The 20,718-nt window shown below is 72.0% G+C and carries 20 protein-coding genes; 6 read left to right on the forward strand and 14 right to left on the reverse strand.

Features of this window, described 5'->3' with window-relative positions; genetic code table 11:
- Positions 1-13 precede the first annotated feature (13 nt).
- A complete protein-coding gene (locus CG747_RS27550) occupies positions 14-1,456 on the reverse strand; it encodes a helix-turn-helix transcriptional regulator (RefSeq protein ID WP_100604526.1) in 1,443 nt (480 codons plus the stop codon).
- A 252-nt stretch (positions 1,457-1,708) separates the two neighbouring features.
- Between CG747_RS27550 and CG747_RS27555 the strand changes: the two genes are divergently transcribed.
- The gene (locus CG747_RS27555; protein ID WP_100604527.1) at positions 1,709-2,398 is read left to right on the forward strand and encodes a DUF4232 domain-containing protein; all 690 of its coding nucleotides are present in this window, start codon (positions 1,709-1,711) and stop codon (positions 2,396-2,398) included.
- Between the two features lie 101 nt (positions 2,399-2,499).
- Positions 2,500-3,042 carry a DUF4232 domain-containing protein gene (locus CG747_RS27560; protein ID WP_180985726.1) on the forward strand — a complete coding sequence of 181 codons (543 nt, stop codon included), beginning with the start codon at positions 2,500-2,502 and terminating at the stop codon, positions 3,040-3,042.
- A 103-nt stretch (positions 3,043-3,145) separates the two neighbouring features.
- Here CG747_RS27560 and hemB read toward each other — a convergent pair whose 3' ends face one another.
- From hemB to CG747_RS27585, 5 genes are all read right to left on the reverse strand, one after another.
- The gene (gene hemB, locus CG747_RS27565; protein ID WP_100604528.1) at positions 3,146-4,138 is read right to left on the reverse strand and encodes a porphobilinogen synthase; all 993 of its coding nucleotides are present in this window, start codon (positions 4,136-4,138) and stop codon (positions 3,146-3,148) included.
- 133 nt (positions 4,139-4,271) lie between these two features.
- On the reverse strand, positions 4,272-5,930 hold the full coding sequence (locus CG747_RS27570; RefSeq protein ID WP_100604529.1) for a uroporphyrinogen-III synthase: 1,659 nt from the start codon (positions 5,928-5,930) through the stop codon (positions 4,272-4,274).
- Entirely contained in the window at positions 5,927-6,904 is a 978-nt protein-coding gene (gene hemC, locus CG747_RS27575; RefSeq protein WP_100604530.1) for a hydroxymethylbilane synthase, read from the reverse strand. The genes CG747_RS27570 and hemC overlap by 4 nt, the downstream gene beginning before the upstream one ends.
- Positions 6,901-8,271, reverse strand: a complete 1,371-nt coding sequence (locus tag CG747_RS27580; RefSeq protein ID WP_100604531.1) for a glutamyl-tRNA reductase — start codon at positions 8,269-8,271, stop codon at positions 6,901-6,903. The genes hemC and CG747_RS27580 overlap by 4 nt, the downstream gene beginning before the upstream one ends.
- Complete coding sequence (locus CG747_RS27585) at positions 8,268-9,062, reverse strand: redox-sensing transcriptional repressor Rex (protein WP_100604532.1); 795 nt, start codon at positions 9,060-9,062, stop codon at positions 8,268-8,270. Before CG747_RS27585 ends, CG747_RS27580 begins: the two co-directional genes overlap by 4 nt.
- 332 nt (positions 9,063-9,394) lie before the next feature.
- On the opposite strand from CG747_RS27585, the gene CG747_RS27590 reads away from it, so the two are divergent.
- The 4 genes from CG747_RS27590 (at position 9,395) to CG747_RS27605 (ending at position 13,374) form a co-directional block, all read left to right on the forward strand.
- Positions 9,395-9,673, forward strand: coding sequence for a glutaredoxin family protein (locus CG747_RS27590; protein ID WP_100604533.1), 279 nt, complete (start codon positions 9,395-9,397; stop codon positions 9,671-9,673).
- Positions 9,674-9,912: 239 nt separating this feature from the next.
- Positions 9,913-10,782: an HAD family hydrolase gene (locus CG747_RS27595; RefSeq protein WP_374701822.1), complete on the forward strand. Its 870-nt coding sequence runs from the start codon at positions 9,913-9,915 to the stop codon at positions 10,780-10,782.
- Between the two features lie 330 nt (positions 10,783-11,112).
- A complete protein-coding gene (locus CG747_RS27600) occupies positions 11,113-11,901 on the forward strand; it encodes an ECF subfamily RNA polymerase sigma factor, BldN family (protein ID WP_100604535.1) in 789 nt (262 codons plus the stop codon).
- A gap of 267 nt (positions 11,902-12,168) precedes the next feature.
- Positions 12,169-13,374 (forward strand): DUF5667 domain-containing protein, encoded by a 1,206-nt coding sequence (locus tag CG747_RS27605; protein ID WP_100604536.1) that lies wholly within the window; start codon positions 12,169-12,171, stop codon positions 13,372-13,374.
- Positions 13,375-13,440: 66 nt separating this feature from the next.
- Here CG747_RS27605 and CG747_RS27610 read toward each other — a convergent pair whose 3' ends face one another.
- From CG747_RS27610 to CG747_RS27645, 8 genes are all read right to left on the reverse strand, one after another.
- Complete coding sequence (locus CG747_RS27610; RefSeq protein WP_100604537.1) at positions 13,441-14,436, reverse strand: lysophospholipid acyltransferase family protein; 996 nt, start codon at positions 14,434-14,436, stop codon at positions 13,441-13,443.
- A 14-nt stretch (positions 14,437-14,450) separates the two neighbouring features.
- A complete protein-coding gene (locus CG747_RS27615; protein ID WP_100604538.1) occupies positions 14,451-15,500 on the reverse strand; it encodes an NAD-dependent epimerase/dehydratase family protein in 1,050 nt (349 codons plus the stop codon).
- A 201-nt stretch (positions 15,501-15,701) separates the two neighbouring features.
- A complete protein-coding gene (locus CG747_RS27620) occupies positions 15,702-15,800 on the reverse strand; it encodes a 30S ribosomal protein bS22 (RefSeq protein WP_003948845.1) in 99 nt (32 codons plus the stop codon).
- A 120-nt stretch (positions 15,801-15,920) separates the two neighbouring features.
- Entirely contained in the window at positions 15,921-16,130 is a 210-nt protein-coding gene (locus CG747_RS27625; RefSeq protein ID WP_014144137.1) for a helix-turn-helix domain-containing protein, read from the reverse strand.
- 128 nt (positions 16,131-16,258) lie between these two features.
- Entirely contained in the window at positions 16,259-17,074 is an 816-nt protein-coding gene (locus CG747_RS27630; protein WP_100604564.1) for a phosphatase, read from the reverse strand.
- 324 nt (positions 17,075-17,398) lie between these two features.
- Entirely contained in the window at positions 17,399-18,574 is a 1,176-nt protein-coding gene (locus CG747_RS27635; RefSeq protein WP_100604539.1) for an acetoin utilization protein AcuC, read from the reverse strand.
- On the reverse strand, positions 18,525-19,784 hold the full coding sequence (locus tag CG747_RS27640; protein WP_100604540.1) for an MFS transporter: 1,260 nt from the start codon (positions 19,782-19,784) through the stop codon (positions 18,525-18,527). The genes CG747_RS27635 and CG747_RS27640 overlap by 50 nt, the downstream gene beginning before the upstream one ends.
- Positions 19,785-19,900: 116 nt before the next feature.
- Positions 19,901-20,551 (reverse strand): HAD family phosphatase, encoded by a 651-nt coding sequence (locus CG747_RS27645; protein ID WP_100604541.1) that lies wholly within the window; start codon positions 20,549-20,551, stop codon positions 19,901-19,903.
- Positions 20,552-20,718: the final 167 nt, after the last annotated feature.

The raw sequence follows: 20,718 nt of genomic DNA on the forward strand, positions 1-20,718 counted from the left end.
GGGGCCCGGTCGTTCACGTGCCCTCCGGCAGCTCGGTCACCGTCCCGTTCGGCTCGCGCCGGATCGGCACCCACCGCTTCTTGTCGAGGGAGTACCCGTACTGCGGCCGGCCCTGCTCGCCGCTGGTGCGGAACGGCCGGCCGGTGTCGTCGATCCGCACCGTCCCGTGCCGGTTGCCGCTGGACCACTGCAGCTCCAGGTACCAGCGCACATGGTGGTCCTTGACGTCCGCGTTCACGTAGAAGGTCTCGGGGTCGTCGGCGCTCACCGTGTAGGGGAAGTCGTCGTTCGTCCCCTCCTCGGGGGTCAGGCGGGGCACCGAGGCGTCGAGGTTCACGTCGAAGGAGTGCTTGGGCACGTTGCCGCCGCAGCCCACCCCGATGTACCCCATCGCGTAGTCGTTCCAGGGCAGCGGCGCGTCGGTGCCGGCGACGCGGACGTGCAGGGCCTCCAGGACGACGGTGCCCCCGCCGATGCCCTGGACGGTCAGCCGGACGCTCTGCCGGCCCGCGGACACCGCGCCGTTGGCGGACACCCAGCCGGGGGCGTCCTGCTCGTTGGGCGGTGGCGCGATGCCGGCCGGGGCCCGGTCGATGAGGTAGGGCGAACCGCAGGGGCTGTCCCAGTACTGCGGCTGGGTGGACACCGTCACCGGCGTACCGGTGGCCGGCGTGCCGCCGTCCTGCCGCGTACTCCCGGGGGACGCGGTGCCGCCGGCGTCCCCGGCCGCGCCGTCCGCGCCCTTGCCGGTGTCGTGCTTGCCGGCCCCGTGCCCGGAGCCGGGCCCGGCCGTGCCGCCCGGGGACCGGTTCGGGCCGCCGCCCGCGCCCTGCTTCCCGGGCACCGACGGCCCGGCCCCGTCCGGCGAGGCTTCCGCGACCGCCCCGGCGCGGTCGTCCTTCGGCGCCAGGAACCCGCCCTGCACGGCGAGGACGGTGGCCCCGAGCGCCAGGGCGACCCCGGCGCCCACCAGTGCGGCGGTCCGCCGCGCACGGTTCGCGGGCCGGGCGGGCCCGGCCGGCGGCGCGGTGCCGTCCGGCGCGGCGGACGGTGCGGTCGCCGCCGCTCCTGCCGCCGCCTCCGCTGCCGGTAACGGCTGCGACCCCGACCCGGACTCCGCCTCCGGCCCGTCCGGAGGCACCCGCTCCGCCCCGGGCACCGGCTGGGGCGCCGGCCTCTGCGGCGCCCGTTCCGCGCCGCGGCGCCCCCGTGCCGCGTCCGCCACGATCCACCGCCGGTGGACCTCCACCAGCTCCTCCGGAGTCGCCCGGCACGCCCGGGCGAACCGCTCCACCGGCGCGAACTCCGTGGGCACCGCGGTCCCGTTCACATACCGGTGCAGTGTCGACGTACTCATGTGCAGCCGCTTGGCGAGCGCCCCGTAGCTCAGCCCCGACCGCCCCTTCAACTCCCGCAGCAATGCGGCGAGATCCCCCGCCCCCACGTGCTCCTCCATTCCCCCCGCCGTTCGGTGCCGCCGTTCCAGCCCGCCGTTCCAGGCACTTCCCCTTCGCGCAGTTCAGCGCCGGTACGGCCGTTCCAGCGTCCCGGATTGCCGGGCGACGCTGGCGACCGGGACGGAACGGGCCGCAAGCTGGGGCCATCCAAACACGCCGCCCCCCTCGAACGGGGAGAGCGCCGCGCGCCTGCCCGGCCAACCGGGCCGCCCATGGTTCAATCCCCGCCGCACAGACAGCGAGATCCAGCCATGCCCACCCCGAGCCTCCGCCGCCCCCGTACCCGGCTGTTCGCCGCCACCACGCTCGCACTCGCCGCGCTCTCGCTCACGGCCTGCGACAGCAGCGCCTCGGGCGTACGGGACGCGGGCGCCGCCCCCTCACGCGACGCCTCGTCCGCCACGGACGCGGCCCCCGGACCGACGACCGGGCCCCGCGGCGGCCCCCCGGACTCGAAGGGCTCCGCCGGCGGCAGCTCCACGCCGACCGCCGCCAAGAAGCACACCACGACCGGCGACCCCTACGCCCCGGACCGCCGCGTGCCCTGCACCGCCGCCAACACCCGGATCAGCGCCGCCCCCGTACAGCGCCCCCTCAACCACATGCTCCTCACGGTCACCAACACCGGCTCCAAGATGTGCGACCTGCCGGGCCACCCGATCGTCCGGTTCGAGCACGCCCAGTCCGTACCGCCGGTCATCGAGGACACCAAGCCCCAGGCGGCCGTCTCGCTCAAGCCCGGCGCGAAGGGCTACGCGGGCGTCGTCCTCTCCGCCGGCGACGGCAGCGGCGGCGAGGGCTACTCGGCACGGAGCCTGCAGGTCGGTTTCCCGGGCACCGACGCGATGGCCGACGCCGCGCTCCAGGCCCGCGAGGTGCACGTCGACGCGGCACTGCGCGTCACCTACTGGCAGTCCGACCCGGCCGACGCGCTCAACTGACCCGCGCCACGGGCACGAACGACCGCGTCGCCCGCGGCACCACCCACGAAAAGCCGTGCCGCGGCACACCCGCGGCACATCGAGGAAGGCAGACCCACCCCATGCAGATCCGCCACCGCCGCAGTGCCGCCCGCGTCCGGGCCGCCGCCGCGACCCTGACCACCGCACTCTCCCTCACCGCGCTCGGCGCCGTCCCGGCCGCCGCCGGCACCCCGACCGCGAAGCCGGTCACCTGCACCGCCGCCACCACCAAGGTGACCGTCCAGAAGGTGCAGCGCCCGCTCAACCACCTGCTCCTGACCGCCACCAACACGGGCAGCAAGCCCTGTTACGCCTACAACGCCCCCTTCCTCCGCTTCGACGAGGACCAGTCCTCCACCACCGTGCTCCGCGACAGCGTGCCGCAGGCCGTCGTCACCCTGGAGCCGGGCCAGAGCGCGTACGCCGCCATCGGCACGGAGTCCCCGGAGGGCACCCACGGGTACCGGGCCCACCGGCTCGGCGTCCTGTTCTCCAACCGCGCGATGGACGGCAGCGTGGGCGGCTGGGCCCGTCCGACGCTGCCGGCGGGCGGTGTGTACGTGGACAGTTCGGCGTTCGTCACCTACTGGCAGACGAACCCGGCCGACGCCCTGATGTGGTGACCCGGCGCCCACCGGGCCCGCCACCGGCCGAGGAACCGCCATGACGAGGCCCCGGGCACCGCGATCCGCTCGCGGCACCCGGGGCCCTCTCGCCGCGGGGCGGCTAGCCCAGCTTCCGCGCGACCTCCGTCGCCCAGTAGGTGAGGATCATGTGGGCACCGGCCCGCTTGATCCCCGTGAGGGTCTCCAGGATCGCCTTGTCCCGGTCGATCCAGCCCTTCTCGGCAGCCGCCTCGACCATCGCGTACTCACCGGAGATCTGGTACGCCGCGACCGGCACGTCCACCTCGTCCGCGATCTTCGCCAGGACGTCCAGGTAGGGCAGCGCCGGCTTGACCATCACCATGTCGGCGCCCTCCTGGAGGTCGAGCGCCAGCTCGCGCAGCGACTCGCGGAGGTTCGCCGGGTCCTGCTGGTAGGTCTTGCGGTCGCCCTTGAGCGACGAGCCGACCGCTTCGCGGAACGGCCCGTAGAACGCCGACGAGTACTTCGCGGTGTACGCCAGGATCGAGACGTCCTCGTGGCCGGTCTGGTCCAGCGCGTCCCGGACGACGCCGACCTGACCGTCCATCATGCCGCTGGGGCCCACCACGTGGACGCCCGCGTCGGCCTGCACCTGCGCCATCTCGGCGTACCGGTCCAGCGTCGCGTCGTTGTCGACCCGCCCGTCGGCGTCCAGCACCCCGCAGTGGCCGTGGTCGGTGTACTCGTCCAGGCACAGGTCCGACATGATCACCAGGTCGTCGCCGACCTCGGACCGCACGTCCCGGATGGCCAGCTGGAGGATGCCGTCCGGGTCGGTGCCCGCCGTACCCGCCGCGTCCTTCTTCTCGTCCTCCGGCACGCCGAACAGCATGATTCCGGCGACCCCGGCCTCGACCGCCTCGACGGCCGCCTTGCGCAGCGTGTCACGCGTGTGCTGGACGACGCCCGGCATGGCGGCGAGGGGCACCGGCTCGGCGATGCCCTCCCGCACGAACGCCGGGAGGATGAGGTCGGCCGGATGCAGGCGGTACTCCGCGACCATCCGCCGCATGGCGGGGGTGGTGCGCAGCCGTCGCGGCCGCGCCCCCGGGAAGCTTCCGTACTTCGTCATGGCGTCCACGCTACGCCCGCCCCGCACCCGCCTTTGCCGACGCAACGTCGGCCGGGCGGGCCCGGACAGCACCGCGGACAAGCCGAAGGGCGCCCCGGGAAGAGGCGCCCTTCAGAGCCGTACGTGCCGCCGCTCAGCTACGCGCCCGCCGGCGCGAGCCGGGCCGGCGCTCACTGGGGCGGGTGACCGGGTCCCCGGCCTCGACGGCGCTGTCGCGCCGCGCCGCCCCGAAGTCCGCGAGCGCCTCGGCCAGCTTGTGCACCGACGGCTCGGGCGACATCACGTCCACCCGCAGCCCGTGCTCCTCGGCCGTCTTGGCGGTGGCCGGGCCGATACAGGCGATCACGGTCACGTTGTGCGGCTTGCCGGCGATCCCGACGAGGTTCCGCACCGTCGAGGACGAGGTGAACAGGACCGCGTCGAAGCCGCCGCCCTTGATCGCCTCGCGGGTGTCGGCCGGCGGCGGCGAGGCGCGCACGGTCCGGTAGGCGGTGACGTCGTCGACCTCCCAGCCCAGCTCGATCAGCCCGGCCACCAGCGTCTCGGTGGCGATGTCGGCGCGCGGCAGGAACACCCGGTCGATCGGGTCGAAGACCGGGTCGTAGGGCGGCCAGTCCTCCAGCAGCCCGGCCGCGGACTGCTCGCCGCTGGGCACCAGGTCCGGCTTCACACCGAAGGCGACCAGCGCCCTGGCGGTCTGCTCGCCGACCGCCGCGACCTTGATCCCGGCGAACGCCCGCGCGTCCAGCCCGTACTCCTCGAACTTCTCCCGGACGGCCTTGACGGCGTTCACCGAAGTGAAGGCGATCCACTCGTAGCGGCCGGTGACCAGGCCCTTGACCGCGCGCTCCATCTGCTGCGGGGTGCGCGGCGGCTCGACGGCGATGGTCGGGACCTCGTGCGGCACCGCGCCGTACGAGACGAGCTGGTCGGAGAGCGACGCGGCCTGCTCCTTGGTCCGCGGGACCAGTACCCGCCAGCCGAACAGCGGCTTGTTCTCGAACCACGAGAGCTGGTCGCGCTGCGCCGCCGCGCTGCGCTCGCCGACCACGGCTATGACCGGCTGGCCGCCGTCCGGCGACGGCAGCACCTTGGCGGCCTTGAGCACCTGGGCGACGCTCCCGAGGGTGGCGGTCCAGGTGCGCTGCCGGGTGGTGGTGCCGGCGACCGTGACGGTCATCGGGGTGTCCGGCTTGCGGCCGGCCGCCACCAACTCCCCGGCGGCCGCGGCCACCGAGTCCAAGGTGGTGGAGACCACCGCGGTGGCGTCGCTGGTGCCCAGCTCGGACCAGCAGCGGTCGTCGGCGCTGCGGGCGTCGATGAAGCGCACGTCGGTGCCCTGGGCGTCGCGCAGCGGCACACCGGCGTACGCGGGCACGCCGACCGCGGCGGCGATACCGGGGATGACCTCGAAGACGATGCCCTCGGCGGCGCACGCCAGCATCTCCTCGGCGACATAGCCGTCGAGCCCGGGGTCACCGGTCACCGCACGGACGACCCGCTTGCCCCCACGGGCGGCCGCCATGACAAGATTGGCGGTGTCCCGAAGGGCGGAAACGCCATGGGGACTGCCGAGGATTGACGCCTCGTCAGCTGACATCTGCAACGGAATGTCCACCTGTGCGCGTGCGTGCACACGCACGACGTCCAGGACTTGCGGATCGGCGACGAGGACGTCCGCGGAGGCCAGTGCCTCCACGGCCCGCAACGTCAGCAGACCCGGGTCTCCCGGCCCGGCACCCAGGAAGGTGACCTGACCGGAGGCGGAGTGGTTTGGGGCGGTGGGGTTCAAAGTGCTCGCTCCCCCATAAGACCGGCCGCACCCTTTGCGAGCATCTCGACGGCGAGTTCCCGGCCCATACGAAGTGGGACCGACTCATCGTCAAGAGAGGCAGGTACGTGCCCGGTGGTGGACAGCTGCACCAGCGTGCTGCCGTCGAGCGTGCCGACGACTCCGCGCAGGTGCATTTCGGTGACAGCCTGCTCGTCAGCCTGCAAGTCGGCCAAGGCCGCCACGGGGGCGGAACAGCCGGCCTCCAGGGCGGCGAGCAGGGAACGCTCGGCGGTCACGGCGGCCCGGGTGACCGGGTCGTCGAGCTCGGCGAGCGCGGCGACGAGGTGCGCGTTGGCCGCGACACACTCGATCGCCAGTGCCCCCTGGCCGGGGGCGGGCAAAACCATGTCGGGCGACAGCAGCTGCGTCGCCTCGTCGATCCGGCCGATCCGGGTCAGGCCGGCGGCGGCCAGTACGACCCCGTCCAACTCGCCCTTCTCGACGAAGCCGATCCGGGTGTCGACGTTGCCGCGGACCGGGACGGTCTCGATGCGCTTACCCAGCGTCCGGGCCCAGGCGTTGAGCTGCGCCATCCGCCGGGGCGAACCGGTGCCCACGCGGGCGCCGTCGGGAAGCTCCTCGAAGGTGAGGCCGTCCCGGGCGATCAGCGCGTCCCGGGGGTCCTCGCGCACCGGTATCGCCGCCAGGGCCAGCTCCGCGGGCTGCGCGGTCGGCAGGTCCTTCAGCGAGTGGACGGCGAAGTCGATCTCGCCGGCCAGCAGCGCGTCGCGCAGCGCCGAGACGAAGACGCCGGTGCCGCCGATCTGCGCCAGGTGCTCACGGGAGGTGTCGCCGAAGGTGGTGATCTCCACCAGGTCGACGGGGCGGCCGGTCAGCTCGCGCACCGCCTCGGCCACCTGCCCGGACTGGGCCATGGCGAGCTTGCTGCGCCTGGTGCCCAGTCGCAGGGGGCTCATCGTGCTGTCGGTCATGCCCGCTCCCGTGCTGCGTCGTGCTGGTCGGCTCGGGTGTCGGCCCTGCTGACGGCGGCGACCGTCTGGGGGTCGAGGTCGAAGAGCTCCCGCAGGGCGTCCGCGTATCCGGCACCGCCGGGCTCGCTGGCGAGCTGCTTGACCCGCACCGTAGGCGCGTGCAGGAGCTTGTCGACGACCCGGCGGACGGTCTGGGTGATCTCCGCCCGCTGCTTGTCGTCGAGGTCGGGGAGGCGGCCGTCGAGCCGGGCGATCTCGCTGCTGACGACGTCCGCGGCCATGGTGCGCAGGGCGACCACGGTGGGGGTGATGTGCGCGGCCCGCTGGGCGGCGCCGAACGCGGCGACCTCGTCGGCGACGATGCCGCGCACCGTGTCCACGTCGGCGGCCATCGGCGCGTCGGCGGACGCCTCGGCCAGCGACTCGATGTCGACCAGGCGGGCCCCGTCGATCCGGTGCGCCGCGGCGTCGATGTCGCGCGGCATGGCCAGGTCGAGCAGCCACATCCGGTCACTGCGCCCGGCCAGCGCGGCGGCGATCCGCTCACCGCTCAGCACCAGTCCGGCCGCCCCGGTACAGGAGATGACGATCTCCGCGCGGGCCAGCTCCGCCTCGACGGCGTCCATGGCGATCGCGCGGGCGCTCAGCCCGGCGACGGCGCCCGGCCCGCCCGGCTCGGTGAGGATCTCGACCAGCCGCTCGGCGCGCGCCACCGTCCGGTTGGCCACGGCCAGCTCGCCGATGCCGTTCCGTACGAGGGTGGTGGCGGCCAGCGAGGACATCGAGCCGGCGCCGATCACCAGCGCCCGCTTGCCGCGCGCCCAGCCGGCCACGTCCGCGCCGCCGGCCAGCTGCTCCAGGCCGAAGGTGACCAGCGACTGGCCGGCCTTGTCGATGCCGGTCTCGCTGTGCGCGCGCTTGCCGACCCGCAGGGCCTGCTGGAAGAGGTCGTTGAGCAGCCGCCCGGCGGTGTGCTGCTCCTGGGCGACGGCCAGCGCGTCCTTGATCTGCCCGAGGATCTGGCCCTCGCCGACCACCATGGAGTCCAGGCCGCAGGCCACCGAGAAGAGGTGGTGGACGGCGCGGTCCTCGTAGTGGACGTAGAGATAAGGGGTCAGCTCCTCCAGGTCGACGCCGCAGTGGCGGACCAGGAGGGTGGACAGCTCGGCGACACCGGCGTGGAACTTGTCCACGTCGGCATAGAGCTCGATGCGGTTGCAGGTGGAGAGCACCGCGGACTCGGTGGCCGGCTCGGCCGACACCACGTCCTGCAGCAGCTTGCCGCGGCTCTCCGGGGCGAGCGCGGCCCGCTCCAGCACGCTCACCGGCGCGCTGCGATGACTCAGTCCGACGACGAGGAGACTCATGCTGGCATCACGGCGGGAACGTCCCCGTCAGGTCCCTTGCGGTCGGTCGCGGCGGTCACGGCACGGTCCGGGGGCGTCGTGGCGCCCGCCGGGCCCTCCGTCGCCTCCGGACCGGTCTGCCCGGTCTCCTCGCCCGCCTTGCGCTGCTCGTGGAAGGCGAGGATCTGCAGCTCTATGGAGAGGTCGACCTTGCGGACGTCCACCCCGTCCGGGACGGTCAGCACGGTCGGCGCGAAGTTGAGGATCGAGGTGACACCGGCGGCGACCAGGCGGTCGCAGACCTGCTGGGCGGCGCCGGCCGGCGTGGCGATCACGCCGATCGAGACGCCGTTGTCCTGGATGATCTGCTCCAGCTCGTCGGTGTGCTGGACCGGGATGCCGGCGACCGGCTTGCCGGCCATGGCCGGGTCGGCGTCGATCAGCGCGGCGACCCGGAAGCCGCGGGAGGCGAAACCGCCGTAGTTGGCGAGTGCGGCGCCGAGGTTGCCGATACCGACGATGACCACGGGCCAGTCCTGGGTGAGGCCGAGTTCCCGCGAGATCTGGTAGACGAGGTACTCCACGTCGTAGCCGACGCCCCGGGTCCCGTAGGAGCCGAGGTAGGAGAAGTCCTTGCGCAGCTTCGCGGAGTTGACTCCCGCGGCGGCCGCGAGCTCTTCGGAGGACACCGTGGGGACCGAACGCTCGGAGAGCGCGGTCAGGGCACGCAGATACAGCGGTAGCCGGGCGACGGTGGCCTCGGGGATGCCTCGGCTTCGGGTCGCCGGTCGGTGAGTTCGGCCAGTTGCCACGGTGCTCCTGCGGGTAGAGCGGGGCTGCGGGCGACCGCCAGAAACCCGACCGCCCTGTCTCTTGCAGGCTATGTCTTTGTGAACGCGTGCACAAAGATGGTGTCCGCTTTGTCCGGCCAAAGTGATGGGGCTCACGCAGCTTTTACGGGGGTCCGCGGAACCAACTCCCACGTCACACCGTTCACGCGCGCCACCGGCGACTCTCGGCAGCACTGACGGGAGCACGCGCCCTCACTCCTCACCGCCATACCCCCGGAAACCTACAAATCGCCCATTGATGGTAAGCGAAACCATCCGGTGGGAGTGCCGCCCCGAACCGGCACAATGACCCCATGGCCCCCTTGTTCAGCCGCACCCCCCGCAAGAGCCCCGCCGACCGCATGGTCACCCTCGTCGGAAAGCCGGGCTGCCACCTGTGCGACGACGCGCAGGCGGTGATCGAGAAGGTGTGCGCGGAGACCGGCGCCTCCTGGGAGAGGAAGGACATCACCGAGGACGCCGAGCTGCACCGCAAGTACTGGGAGCAGATTCCGGTCGTCCTCGTGGACGGCGCCCAGCACGACTTCTGGCGGGTCGACCCCCGGCGCCTGCGCACCGCACTGGGCGCCTGAGCGCCTCCACCCGGCGGGAACCGCCCTCCCCCGGGCGCCCTTCGAGTGGCCGTAACACAGCCGTCGGCGGCCCCGGTGCCTCCGGACACGCGCCCGTAACCGGCTGCACCGAACAAACTGGCTACGCTAGCCGCATGGCCTGCCCGTCGCCCGCTCACCGCCCCGACCGGAGCCCCGCCGGGGCGCTTTTCCCCACGGGGTGGTTCACCCGCCGCAGACGGCCCGCCACGGCACGCAGCGTGCTCGCCGGCGAGGCCGCGGCCGAGGCCGCCCGGAAGTCCTCCCAGGAGGCGCCACCCGCCGAGGCCCCGGCCGAACCGGAGTTCCCGGTCGCCGGGGACACCAGCGCGGCCGCCTTCTTCGACCTCGACAACACCGTCATGCAGGGCGCCGCCCTCTTCCACTTCGGCCGCGGCCTGTACAAGCGGCACTTCTTCCACAAGCGCGACCTGGCCCGCTTCGCCTGGCAGCAGGTCTACTTCCGGCTGGCCGGCTCGGAGAACCCCGAGCACATGGCGGACGTCCGCAACAGCGCGCTCTCCATCGTCCAGGGCCACCGCGTCGCCGAGCTCATGACGATCGGCGAGGAGATCTACGACGAGTACATGGCCGAGCGCGTCTGGCCCGGCACCCGCGCGCTGGCCCAGGCCCACCTCGACGCCGGCCAGAAGGTCTGGCTGGTGACCGCCGCCCCCGTCGAGACCGCGACGATCATCGCCCGCCGGCTGGGCCTGACCGGTGCCCTCGGCACGGTCGCCGAGTCCGTCGGCGGGGTCTACACCGGCAAGCTGGTGGGCGAGCCGCTGCACGGCCCGGCGAAGGCCGAGGCGGTGCGCGCCCTGGCCGGCGCCGAGGGCCTGGACCTGTCGCACTGCGCCGCCTACAGCGACTCGGCCAACGACATCCCGATGCTCTCGCTCGTCGGCCACCCCTACGCGATCAACCCCGACGCCCGGCTGCGCAAGCACGCCCGCGAGCACGGCTGGCGTTTGCGTGACTACCGGACCGGGCGCAAGGCGGTCCGGATCGGCATCCCGGCGGCCGCCGCCGTGGGCGCCCTCGCCGGCGGAGCGGCGGCCGCCGCCGCCCTCCAGCGCCGCCGCCGCTGACCACCCTTGATCACCGGGCCCGGCGGCGGGCCATCCGCACTCCCTACCCCCGCCGTCGCCCCGTCAGTCCCTTTCCTGGTGGTTAACCACAACACGCCCTCCAACCAGGCAGATTGCGCTCCCTTCCGATCAAAAGTTGCTCAGTATTCGATACTTGATCCGCCACCAACCGGACACGGACCGTAAGTAATCGATGATTTGAGCAACTGGGTGTAGCGCTGCCTGTACGAAGCGTTATTCTCCTCAGACGCATTCCGGAACCCACACGTCCCTACGACGAGTGAACGGTCCCGCACTGCACGTGATGGAAGCTCTGCCTCTGGGAGTCCCGTGTACCCACACGTCGGGGTTGACGCCTCGGGCCTGGCTACGCTGCGTACGACACTCGTCGACCACCTGCGCAGTTTTGTCCCCACCGCGTACGCCGTCCCCGCATTCGCCACAGCCGTCCCCACCGGCCCCTGCTACGCACTGGCCGACGGGAGCGCTACGGTCGGCAAGGCCGCCACCGCCGGCAGAACCCGCCGCGCCGGCGCCGGCACCACCACCGCACGGCGCCCCGCGGACAGCGACAGCCGCCGCATGATGGACCTCGTCGAACGCGCACAGGCCGGCGAGGCCGACGCCTTCGGCCGCCTCTACGACCAGTACGCCGACACCGTCTACCGCTACATCTACTACCGCGTGGGCGGCCGCGCCACGGCCGAGGACCTCACCAGTGAGACCTTCCTCCGGGCCCTGCGCCGCATCGGTACGTTCACCTGGCAGGGGCGGGACTTCGGCGCCTGGCTGGTGACCATCGCCCGCAACCTCGTCGCCGACCACTTCAAGTCCTCCCGCTTCCGCCTGGAAGTCACCACCGGAGAGATGCTCGACGCCAACGAGGTCGAGCGCAGCCCCGAGGACTCGGTCCTCGAATCCCTCTCCAACGCCGCCCTGTTGGAGGCGGTACGCAAGCTCAACCCCCAACAGCAGGAATGCGTCACCCTTCGCTTCCTCCAGGGCCTCTCGGTAGCCGAGACCGCCCGCGTCATGGGCAAGAACGAGGGCGCCATCAAGACCCTCCAGTACCGAGCCGTCCGCACCCTGGCGCGGCTCCTCCCCGAAGACGCGCGCTGACACCGCCCGGCCCCTCCGCCCCCAACACCCCGTCCACCGCTCACCGTTGGTGACCAGGCATGCCCTGACGGTCAGATCATCGTGAGTGCGTAACCCGAGTGCCGCGCCGCTCGTTGTGCGGGATGCAGGCTCCACGCGGTCACGCCATGTCCGCTGCCACTCACTCCTTCGAGTGGCCACGGACAACGGCGTGCAACCATCCGGTCCGTCTGGATAGTCAATGCCAGTCCGGGGAGTCGAGCGGGATGACGAGAGGAGGTGCCGCCCGTGATCACGAATGTGTCGGTGCACCGGCGGGCCAACGCCTTCGCCCAGGCCCTGGAGGAGCAGGTGCTCAGGGGCGCGGCGGCCGAGGACCAGGTCGACAGTCCGGCGCAGGCGCCGGTGGACGCACGGCTGTTGGCGGTCGCCGACGGCCTCGGGGAACTCCCGAAGCCGGAGATGGCCGCCGAGGTCAAAACCGTCCAACGTGCCCAACTCATCGCCGCGATGGAGGCCGCCTTCGCCGAAGGCGCCCCGTCCGGCGACGCCCGGGTGCCAGACCAACGCGAAGCCAAGGGCGCGCACCGCGCCACGAAATCACTCGGCCGCCTGCGCCCGCGCTCGCGGCTCTCCAAGGGGCTGGCGGCCGGCGGCCTGACAGTCGGCGTCGCCGCCGGCGCCTTCAGCGGCGTCGCCGCGGCCAGCACCGACGCCCTCCCCGGCGACTCCCTCTACGGCCTCAAGCGCGGCATGGAGGACCTCCAGCTCACCATGGCCGACGACGACTCCGATCGCGGTCGGCTCTACCTCGACCAGGCGTCGACCCGCATGCTGGAGGCCCGTCGCCTGATGGAGCGGGGCCGGTCCGCGCACCTCGACCACGAGGCGCTCGGCGAGGTCCGCAGAGCGCTGGCCGGCGTCCGCCACGACGCGGGCGAGGGACACCGCCTGCTGCACGCGGCCTACAAGCGCGACGGCTCGCTCGGCCCCATCCAGGCGCTGAACTCCTTCACCAGGTCGCACCGCGACACCTGGACGCAGCTGCGCGACCGGCTCCCGGTGCAGCTCACCGACGTGCGCGACGAGGTCAGTTCGGTCTTCGACGCCATAGACGATGAGGTCGGTCCGCTGCGGTCGCTGCTCCCGCAGGGCCCGGACGCCGCCCGCAACCGTCACCGCGAAACACCGGCCGACGGGAGCACCACCGGCAGCGGCCACCGCCCGTCCCCCGCCGGCGACGACTCCGCGTCCGACGCCCACGGCACCGCCGAGCAGGCCCCGCGCCCCTCGGCCTCGCCGTCCCAGCAGCAGGACGGCCTGCTCGGCGGCAGTACGGGCGGTCTGCTCGGCACGCCCGGCAAGGGCAGCGCCTCACCGCACGACGGCAGCCACGGCAAGGAGGGCACCGGTCACCCCGACGTCACGCTGCCGCCGCTACTGCCGGGGCTCCTCCCCGACCTGGGGATCGACGGCGACAACCTGTCCAAGTAGCAGCCGGCCGCCGCGCGGCGGCCGGCGCACCCACCCACCGGCGCTCGGTGTTCTTCCGGTCCTCCCTCAGAAGAACACCGAGCGCCGCTGCACGAGCAGCTTGTAGAGGGTGTGCTGGATGGTCTCCCGGACCTGATCGGTCAGGTTGAACATCAGCATCGGATCGTCGGCCGCCTCCGCCGGATAGCCATCGGTCGGGATGGGCTCGCCGAACTGGATCGTCCACTTCGTCGGCAGCGGCACCCCGCCGAGCGGACCCAGCCACGGGAAGGTCGGCGTGACCGGGAAGTACGGCAGCCCCAGCACCCGCGCCAGGGTCTTGGCGTTCCCGATCATCGGGTAGATCTCCTCGGCGCCCACGATCGAGCACGGCACGATCGGCACCCCGGCCTTCAGCGCCGTGGAGACGAAGCCGCCCCGCCCGAAGCGCTGGAGCTTGTAGCGGTCCGCGAACGGCTTCCCGATGCCCTTGAAGCCCTCCGGCATCACCCCGACGATCTCCCCGCGCTCCAGCAGCCGCTGGGCGTCCTCCGCGCAGGCGAGGGTGTGCCCGGCCTTGCGGGCCAACTCGTTCATCACCGGCAGGACGAACACCAGATCGGCCGCGAGCAGCCGCAGGTGCCGCTGCGCCGGGTGGTTGTCGTGCACCGCGACCTGGAGCATCAGGCCGTCCAGCGGGAGCGTCCCGGAGTGGTTGGCGACGATCAGCGCGCCGCCCTCGGCGGGGATGTTCTCCATCCCCTTCACCTCGACCCGGAAGTACTTCTCGTACAGCGGCCGCAGCAGCGACATCAGGACCTGGTCGGTCAGCTCCTTGTCGTAGCCGAAGTCGTCGACCTCGTAGTCGCCGGTGATCCGCCGGCGAAGGAAGGCCAGCCCGCCCGCGATCCGCTCGTCCAGGGTCCGGCCGCCGGCCGGTCGCGGGGCCGGCGCCTGCTCCGGGCCGGTGCGGGCCTCCGGTACGGGCGCCAGCGCCGTGCCACGCCCGCTGTGCCCGGCCCGCCGGGCCTTGCGGCGCGCCCGCGGTTCCTCGCCGAAGGGAATGACCTTGGCGTCCGCCATCGTGGCTGAACTCCTCACTGGCTCGCGCCGCGACGTGCGGGCAGCACGCCGGCGAGCCGGTCGACGGTGCGGGCGAGGGACTCGGGCGGCAGCAGCCCGGATCCTCGGCTGCGGGCGAATTCCTCGAAGGTCTCCGCCGTCGTGTACGTAGGACGGAAACCCAGTGTCTCGCGCATCTGCGTGGTCTCCACGACCCGGCCGTGGGTCAGCATCCGGATCTGCTCGGGGGAGAAGTCGGTGATGCCGAGGGACCGCAGGACGGTGCCGGCCCAGGTCACGGTGGGCAGGAAGAGCGGGAGCGTGGGCCGCCCCAGGCGCCGGGAGACCTGCGAGAGCAGCAGGACGCCGTCCCCCGCGATGTTGAACGTGCCGCTGTTGAGGGTGCCGCGGCGGGGCTCGGCGGCGGCGATCCGCAGCACGTCGATCGCGTCGTCCTCGTGGACGAACTGCAGCCGCGGGTCGTAACCGAGGACGGTGGGCAGGACGGGCAGCGCGAAGTACTCGGCGAGCGGGGAGTCCGCACACGGGCCGAGGATGTTGGCGAACCGCAGGACGCAGACCGCCACGTCGGGGCGGCGCCGGGCGAAACCGCGGACGTACCCCTCGACCTCGACGGTGTCCTTCGCGAAGCCGCCGCTGGGCAGCGACTTGGGCGGGGTGTTCTCGGTGAAGACGGCCGGGTCGCGGGGTGCGGAGCCGTAGACGCTGGTGCTGGACTTGATCACCACGCGCTGGACGTTCGGCGCCTTCTGGCAGGCGCCGAGCAGTTGCATGGTGCCGATGACGTTGGTCTCCTTGACGGAGGCCCGGCCGCCGCGGCTGCCCAGGGGCGTGCCGTTGATGTCCATGTGGACCACGGTGTCGACGCCCGTCTCGGCCAGGACCCGGGCGATCGCCGGATGCCGGATGTCGGCCTTGAGGAATTCGGCACCACCGAGATGGTGCTCCGGTGCCACGGCATCGACCCCGATCACCCGGTCGACGTCGGGATCGCGCTGGATCCGGCGGACGAACCGGCCCCCCAGCTGCCGTGCGGCGCCCGTGACGAGCACGACGTTGCCCAAGATCGGCCCTCCTTACCGCCGCGGCTTCCGCCTGCGCCGAGTTGTGCAGCTCACGCTATCGGGTCGGTGTTGCGCAGTGATGACCGCACGATGCCCGTAACGACATTTGCGTACCACCACCGTCCATACGGCCCACAAAAGCACCGCGGCCCCTCATCACCCGGGGGCGATGAGGGGCCGCGAAATCGCGATCAGCGTCGCTTACTTCTTGTTACGACGCTGGACGCGGGTGCGCTTGAGCAGCTTGCGGTGCTTCTTCTTAGCCATCCGCTTGCGCCGCTTCTTGATAACAGAGCCCACGACTACCCTCGCTCACTTCGTATCACTCGGTGCGGGGCGTCCGAGCCCACACTACCTACATCGGGCCAGGGTACCCGGCGCCGGCCGTACCGCGTAATCCGAGGGCCCTCGAACGAGCCGTCAGGCCGACTCCACCCCCACATACGATTCGCGAAGATAGTCGTGGACCGCCTGCTCCGGCACCCGGAAGGACCGCCCCACGCGGATCGCGGGCAGATGACCGCTGTGCACCAGGCGGTACACGGTCATCTTCGACACTCGCATCACCGTGGCGACTTCCGCCACTGTCAGAAACACAACCTCGTTCAACGGCCTCTGGTCCGCAGCCATCACACACCTGCACCTTCCGCATAAGACGGGCACCGGCTTCCCCTCCGGTGACTCTTCGTCGCCATGCGTTCACTCCCCAGATTAGGGGCGGGTGATGCGAGTGGGGAAGAGGAGCAGCGAACGACCGTCTATCTGGACAGACTCGCCCTATTGATGACATAGCGCGTCAGAGGGAGGTAGTCCACGGACCGGGCGGCATCATCGAGCGGCACCACCGCGGACAGCCGCCCCTCGGCCTCCCCGACGAACAGCGCGGGGTCGTCGGTGTCCGCCAGCCCGATCGCCTCGATGCCCAGCTGACCTGCCCCGCAGACCCAACCGTGGTCCCCGATGACCAGCCCCGGAAGCGGCCCGGCGGACGTCGCGGCGACCCCCAGAGCGGTCCGCACCGGGAGCGGCGAATGGGTGTGCACGCCCCCCTCCGCGGGTGCGCCCCGCACGCCGGGTTCACGCATCAGCGCGACTCCCCGTACGTAGTCGAGGACCCGGGTGCGTACCCCGAACCGGGTCGCTATGTCGACACGGCAGCCATGCGCGGGGGTGAGGACGGGGCAGCCCGCCGACGAGAGAGCGTCTGCGAGGGCGGCGTAGAACTCCAGCAACCGGTGCGGATGGCCGGTGCCGAGCAGCACCGGGACCCGCCGGCCGACCGCCGCGGCGACCCGGTCGGCGAAAGCGTCCAGTCCGGCGACCGTCCGGTCCGGATCGATCACATCCAGACCGGAAGTATGCGCGGGGTCGGCCGAAATCCCGCACTTCTGCCCCATCAGCCGCAGAACGTCGCCATAGGACCAGTCCCGTTCGGGATCCAGCCCCAGCAGGGCCCGCGGATCGCGGGCCGCGAAGAGCCGGTAGCGCCGCAGGCTCTGCTCCCGCGTCGTCGCGATCGTCCCCGCGAGCCGCGCCTCGATCAGGTGCGCCCGCAGCGCGCCGGTGCCCAACACGGCTCCCATGCTGACCGGTTGACCGGACAGCGGATGCCCTAACCGACGGGTAGTCACACATCTGGGGCAGCGCCTCTTCCTCTGGGCGGGCCCCTCAGAGCGGGCGGGCATCCCTTGGGGAAGGCTCTGGTCGAGCGGGTTCGGCCCTCCTCAGAAAGGCCCAGGGCTTCCCGGAGCGGCCCGCGCCCGGGGGCAGCGGATCGCCGCACGACCGGGTGCCGAGGACGGAATACCCCTCGCCCCGGCCACGTTGTGGCCCCGCAGGGGGCTCCGCCACCCCCTAGGGGATCTGTTCCCCCACCCCCTACGGCACCCGCCACCGCCTCACGGCAACAGACCGTGGGACGGGAACACCGCCCGCCGGGTCGCCAGCACCGCCTGGTCGAGCCGGTCGGCCGGGTCGTAACCGCCGTCGGCGAAATCCCGCCAGCGCGGGGTCCGCCCGTCCGTCATCCGGAGCGGCGCCAACTGCCGCGTCCTACGGAACACTTCGTGCCGCCACGACTCCGGCACCGACGACGTCGGGTCGATCGGCCGGTGCCCGGCGATCGCCGCCAGATGCGTCCAACTGCGCGGCACCACCTCCACCACCGCGTAGCCGCCGCCCCCGAGCGCGACCCAGCGGCCCTCCGTGTGCTCGTGGGCCAGCGCATGGCAGGACTCGGCCACCGCCCGCTGCGCGTCCAGGCTCACCGCCAGATGCGCGAGCGGGTCCTCGAAGTGGGTGTCTGCGCCGTGCTGGGTGACCAGGACCTGCGGACGGAACGCGGTCAGCAGTTCCGGCACCACCGCGTGGAAAGCCCGCAACCAGCCTGCGTCACCGGTCCCGGCCGGCAGCGCCACGTTCACCGCACTGCCCTCCGCGCCCTCCCCACCGGTCTCCTCCGGCCAGCCGGTCTGCGGGAAAAGCGTCCTCGGATGCTCGTGCAGCGAGATCGTCAGCACCCGCGGGTCCTCCCAGAACGCCGCCTGGACGCCGTCGCCGTGATGCACGTCCACATCCACGTACACCACCCGTTCGGCCCCCAGTTCCAGCAGCCGGGCGATCGCCAGCGCCGCGTCGTTGTAGACGCAGAACCCCGCCGCACCGCCGGGCATCGCGTGGTGCAACCCGCCCGCGAAGTTCACCGCATGCTGCGCGTCGCCGCGCCAGACGGCCTCCGCGGCACCCACCGACTGCCCGGCGATCAGCGCCGACGCCTCGTGCATGCCCGCGAACGCCGGGTCGTCCTCGGTCCCCAGCCCGTACGCGAGATCCGCGGAATCCGGGTCGGCGGAGGCCCGGCGGACCGCCTCGATGTAGTCCTCGCGGTGCACCAGGCGCAACGTGGAGTCGCCGGCCGGCTTGGCGGCCACCACCTCCAGCGGCCCGCGGTGGAGCTCGTACGCCTCCACCAGACGCATCGTCAGGGCGAGCCGGACGGGGTCCATCGGATGCCCCGGCCCGAAGTCATAGCCCGTTACTGCCTCGTCCCACATCAGCTGTGCGCGGCCGCTCATGGTCGTCACCGTATCTGGCCGGAGACGACCCGAACGAGCGGGCGTACACCAATGTCACCAGCACCATGGCCATCGGTACGAGCATCGCGCCGCGGTAACTCCAGGCGTCCCCCAGCGCGCCCACCAGCGGAGAACCGATCAGGAACCCGACATAGTTGAAGATGTTCAGCCGCGCGATGGTCGGGTCCGAAGCACCCGGGCCGTGTCGCTCCTCCGCGTACCGCCCGGCCGCCGCGAAGGTCTGCGGCACGATCACACACAGCCCGAGCCCCAGCAGGGTGAATCCCGCCATCCCCACCCAGGCGCCCGGCGCCGCCGCCACCACCACGAAGCCGGCCGCCGCGACCACCGTCCCGGTCCGCACCACCTGGACCGGCCCGAAGCGCCGCACCCCCAGGTCACCGACGGTCCGCCCGAGCAGCGTCATCACCATGTAGACGTTGTACGGAACGGTCGCCAGCTGCTCCGAGCTGCCCAGGACGTCCTGGAGGTACTTCGCACTCCAGTTGGAGACCGTCGAGTCCCCGATGTACACGAACGCCATCACCAGACACAGCGGCAACAGCAGCCGCATGGCAACCGGCGCTGCGGCCGCCCCCCGGCCGCCGCCGTCCCCGTCCGACGCGTCCCGCTGGTCCCGCCCGACGAACCACCGGCCGATGACCAGCACCAACGGAACGAAGACCGCCACCGCCGGCCCGTACAGCACCATCAGCGACAGCCGCCAATGCGCTCCCGCCCAGGCCAGCGAGGCCCCGACGATCCCGCCGAGGCTGTACGCGGCGTGGAAGCCGAGCATGATGCTGCGCCCGTACGCCCGTTGGAGGCTCACCCCGAGCATGTTCATCGACGCATCCAGGGCGCCCACCGTCAGCCCGAACGCCGCCAGCGCCACCGCCACCTGCACCAACGAGCCCACCGCTCCGACGGCCAGCAGCGCCAGGCACACCACCGGCTGGACGCAGCGCAGCACGGTGCTGGGCGAGACCCGCTTCACCAGGTGCTCGGTGCCGACGCTGCCGACCCCGGCGAGCACCGGCACGGCCGCCAGGAAGGCCGGCAGCAGGCTGTCCGAGATCCCGTAGCGCACCTGGATCGCCGGTATCCGGGTCACGAGCAGGGCGAAGACCGCCCCCTGGACGAAGAAGCTCAGGGTGAGCGAGACCCGGCCGTGCCGGAGCCGCGCTCCCGGTACCTGTGGGGGCGTCATGGCGGGTCAGCCTAGAACTCCGGGCTACCACTGGGTAGATGGATCACTGACCCAATTCCGACTGGCGTACGAGGAGTTACACCCGCACGGTGCGCGACCGCCCCGCACCCACCCCCCTACTGCAACAACTGCAGCAGTTCCGCCATATCGGTGAACAGTTCGGTCGCCCCGGCCTCCGCCAGCTTCGCCGTCGGCGTCATCGCCGTGAACCCGTACACGTCCATCCCGGCGGCCACCGCCGCCTGCACTCCGAGCGGACTGTCCTCGACCACGGCACACCGCCCGGGCTCGACACCCATCTCCTTCGCCGCGTGCAGGAACAGATCGGGCGCCGGCTTTCCCCGTCCCACGTCCTGCGACGAGAAGATCCGCCCCTCGCCGAACCGCTCGAACAGCCCGGTCTTCGTCAGCGCCACCCGGATCCGCTCATGGCTCCCCGACGAACCGACGCAGTGCGGCACACCGCCCGCGGCCAGCTTCTCCAGCACCGTCTCCACACCCGGTACCGGCTGCAGCCGCCGGCGGAACTCGTCAAAAACCCTCGTGTGGAAACTGGCATCGAAGTCCACCGGCAGCGCCCGCCCGGACTTCTCCCGCACCACATCGTGAATACGCTGCACCGACCCGCCCATGAAGTCGCGCAACGACTCCTCGTACGTGGTCGGCTGCCCCAGTTCAGTGAGGTAGTCGGCGAGGATCTGGTTGGAGATCGGCTCACTGTCCACCAGGACGCCGTCATTGTCGAAAATGATCAGGTCATAGCGCATTCGTCGAGCCTACCTACGCATTCCGGAAGCACAACGCAAAAAAGCCTCGTTCCCCGAGTCGAAACTCGGGGAACGAGGCTTCATCAAAAACAGACAGACCCCGCACCATCACGGTACGGGGCCCATCCCACAATTAGTTCGGCGGTGTCCTACTCTCCCACAGGGTC

This window comes from Streptomyces sp. CB02959, assembly GCF_002803155.1.
Lineage (GTDB): Bacteria > Actinomycetota > Actinomycetes > Streptomycetales > Streptomycetaceae > Streptomyces.